Source organism: Actinomycetota bacterium (assembly GCA_035536535.1).
Taxonomy (GTDB): Bacteria; Actinomycetota; JAICYB01; order JAICYB01; family JAICYB01; genus DATLNZ01.
This window is the reverse complement of record DATLNZ010000177.1, coordinates 1-2,855: the sequence shown is the minus strand read 5'-3', so window position 1 is coordinate 2,855 and position 2,855 is coordinate 1. Positions and strand designations below refer to the sequence as shown.

Genomic DNA, 2,855 nt, shown 5'->3' with positions numbered 1-2,855 from the left:
GCGTACCCTTCGGAGCACGCCGCCCTTTCGGAGTGGGTGGCCTCCAACGGCGCGCTTGTGGGGGAGTTCGCGCCCGGCACGGGGCCGAGGCAGTGGCACTTCCCGGCTCGAAATCGAATCGTCTCAGGCTTGTCGATTGCCGTTGTCGTCGTGGAAGCGGGGCTCTCGTCCGGCGCCCTGATAACAGCCGGGTTCGCCATCGATCAGGGACGGGAGGTCTTCGCCTGCATCACGGCCCCCGAGAATCCTTCGGGAGCCGGAGTCAGGGAGCTGCTGCGAGACGGCGCCAGGCTCGTCGTGGATCCCGACGACACCACACACGAGCTGTTGGACCTCGCCCGGGCCCAGGGGTACACGCTGCCCGGCCCGGAAGACGCGGCGCCGGCTGCGCGCATCGACCTTACGGGCGATGCCGCCTTGGTCTACGGCGCCGTGGCGGAACAGACGACGGTAGATGAGGTCGTGAGCATCACGGGGCTGAACGCTTCGCGCGCATCGGTGGTACTGGCGACGCTTGAGCTCGAGGGTCTGGTCTGCGACGACGGCGGAGGCCGCTGGCGCCGGACTCAGTCCCGCTGACGGTTCTCGTCAAAACGTCAAATGGGAGCGACATCTAGCGGCCGGGCTGGCACCCCGGGCACCAGTACGTCGACCGAGGCGGTTTGCCCTGGTGGAGCATCCGGATCGTTGCGGAGCACCGCCGGCAGTCGCGCCCGGACCGCTTGTACACCGCCAGTCCCTCCTCGACTGTCGTCCGCCTCCCGCTCCCGAGGTTGCTCCGGAGCTGCACCGCGGCGATCTCGATGAGCGTCCGAAGGCGCGCGTCAGACACATCCCGGACCAGAGCGAAGGGATCTTCCCGTGCTGCGTGCAGAGCCTCGCTCTTGAAGACGTTGCCCACGCCGCAGGCGATGCGCTGGTCGAGCAGGGCGACGCCCAGCTGCATGTTCGGACGGGCGCGCATGCGCCTGAGGGCCTCCTGCAAGTCCGCGTCCGGCAGACACAGGTCAGGGCCGAGGGAGGACAGGCGCTCGTGGACGGCCGCCTCCGCGTCGCCGATCAGCTCCAGGGTCATGGGCGAGAAGCAGACGGCCACCCAGCCCCCGGCTTCGACCACGACCCGAGCGCGGTGCCGCGGCTTCTGCCACCGCTGTCCAGGGCGGTACACGTGCCAGCTTCCGTTCATGCCCATGTGGCTGTGCAGCGTCCGGCCCCCGGAGAACCGGATCAGAAGGTGCTTTCCTTTCGCACGGACCGACTCCACCACCTCGCCCGGACCCGGTGGGGGCCCCTCAAGGCCCGGCGCCTCGAACCGGACCAGGGGCTTCTGCGCGAGAACGCCGTGCAGCGTCCGTGCGGCTCGGAAGATCGTGTCGCCTTCAGGCAATTTTGTGATCAAGGTCCGGAGACCGGGATCGTATACCCGTTCCCACGGCGGCGCAGCGCGACGAAGTGGCGGCACACGTCGGGGATGAGCGACGCTGGACGCCGCCCGGCCTCAGGCCGTGCGACGGGGCAGGACGAAAGGAGCGGGATGCCGAATCCGGTTGTGCACTTCGAGATCATGGGCAAGGAGAGCGCCAAGACACAGCAGTTCTACAGGGACCTGTTTGAGTGGCCTGTGGACGCGAACAACCCAATGAACTACGGGATGGTCCCCGGCGGTGAGGGCGGCATCGGTGGCGGCATCGGTGGCACCGAGGGCGGGGCTGAGGGACACCCGGGAGTGATGATCTACGTGGGAGTCCCGGACGTCGACGCCGCTCTGCAGAAGGCCAACTCCCTGGGAGCCACGACCGTCATGGGCAAGACCGAGGTGCCGGGGGCGAACGTCACGATCGGGATGTTCACCGACCCCGACGGCAACCAGATCGGGCTGGTCCAGACCTAGAGCATCGGCCCGACGAAGGCGGCCCCTCAGGGGGCCGCCTTTGCTTTTCAAGACTCAGCCCCGCAGCACCAGTCCCTTGTAGGAGTCGGTGAAGCCCGCTTCGCGAAGGGCGTCCGCGGCACCGGAGTCGTGCGCGGGAGCCCCGTCCACCTTTTGAACCTCCAAGCGGCGCAGACGACCATCTTTCACCAGCGTCACCAACGCCTCCGCCCACACAGGCGGACTCGAGCCCTCGAAGGTTGCGACGGTGCGGCCCCCCCGTTCCAGGATGGCCTGGGGCATTCCGCCCTCCAGCACCACGTAAGCCCCCGCCGCGCGCGCGGGGCGCCCCGGCGAGTCCGGCCAGGGCAGCGCGGCTCCGTACGGTTGCGCAGGGTCGGTGGCAGCCATCACGAGCATCTCGCCGCGGCCGGCGTCCGGTTTCTCCAGGTCGCGCATCCCCCTCAGCCGGTCCACCGCTCCCGGCATCGCGAACTGGGCGGCCCCCAGCCCGGCCACAAAGTAGCCGCGGCGCACGCGCCCGGATTCCTCCAGAGCTTTGAGCACCCCGTACACCGCGGCGAAGCCGCCCGGGGCGTTCTCGGCCAGGACGGCTTCCCGCGTGAGCACGCCGTGGCGCTCCAGGAGCTGCAGGGCCCGCGCGTGTGCGGACTCCGTCGCCGCGGGGGCCGGTTGCAGCAACTCCGAGACCAGCGACCACCGTCCGGCGGCCGATGGGGGACCGGTGCGCGAGAGCCGTCCCGGACGCGGACGCCTCGTGGACGCGGCCTTGCGCCTTCCCGCCAACAGCGCCCGGACGGGTGCGAACGTGTCGTTGGTCACCTCGCCCGCCCACACCAGGTCCCACAGCGCGGCGAGGACCGTCTGGTCGTCCGGGTGGTCGGCCGCCGACAGAAGCTCCGGCCAGAACGACGCACCGCGACCGGTTAGGCGCTCGCGCAGCGCGTCGTGGACCGGCCCCGAG

General features: G+C 70.0%; 4 protein-coding genes. 2 read left to right on the top strand and 2 right to left on the bottom strand.

What is annotated here, in order from left to right; all coding sequences use genetic code 11:
• Positions 1–579: DNA-processing protein DprA (locus tag VNE62_11820; protein ID HVE92967.1), on the top strand; the 579-nt coding region annotated here is incomplete at its 5' end.
• A gap of 34 nt (positions 580–613) precedes the next feature.
• Here the strand turns inward: VNE62_11820 and VNE62_11815 are convergent.
• Complete coding sequence (locus tag VNE62_11815) at positions 614–1,387, bottom strand: DNA-formamidopyrimidine glycosylase family protein (protein HVE92966.1); 774 nt, start codon at positions 1,385–1,387, stop codon at positions 614–616.
• 147 nt (positions 1,388–1,534) lie between these two features.
• Here VNE62_11815 and VNE62_11810 point away from each other — a divergent pair, with 147 nt between their 5' ends.
• The gene (locus tag VNE62_11810; protein HVE92965.1) at positions 1,535–1,891 is read left to right on the top strand and encodes a VOC family protein; all 357 of its coding nucleotides are present in this window, start codon (positions 1,535–1,537) and stop codon (positions 1,889–1,891) included.
• Positions 1,892–1,945: 54 nt separating this feature from the next.
• Here VNE62_11810 and VNE62_11805 read toward each other — a convergent pair.
• Positions 1,946–2,855 (bottom strand): DEAD/DEAH box helicase (locus VNE62_11805; protein ID HVE92964.1); only part of this gene is annotated, 910 nt, incomplete at its 5' end.

What these genes read in the sequence shown, in the direction of transcription:
- VNE62_11810 (HVE92965.1), top strand. Translation starts at nt 1,535, where the DNA reads ATGCCGAATCCGGTTGTGCACTTCGAGATCATGGGCAAGGAGAGCGCC.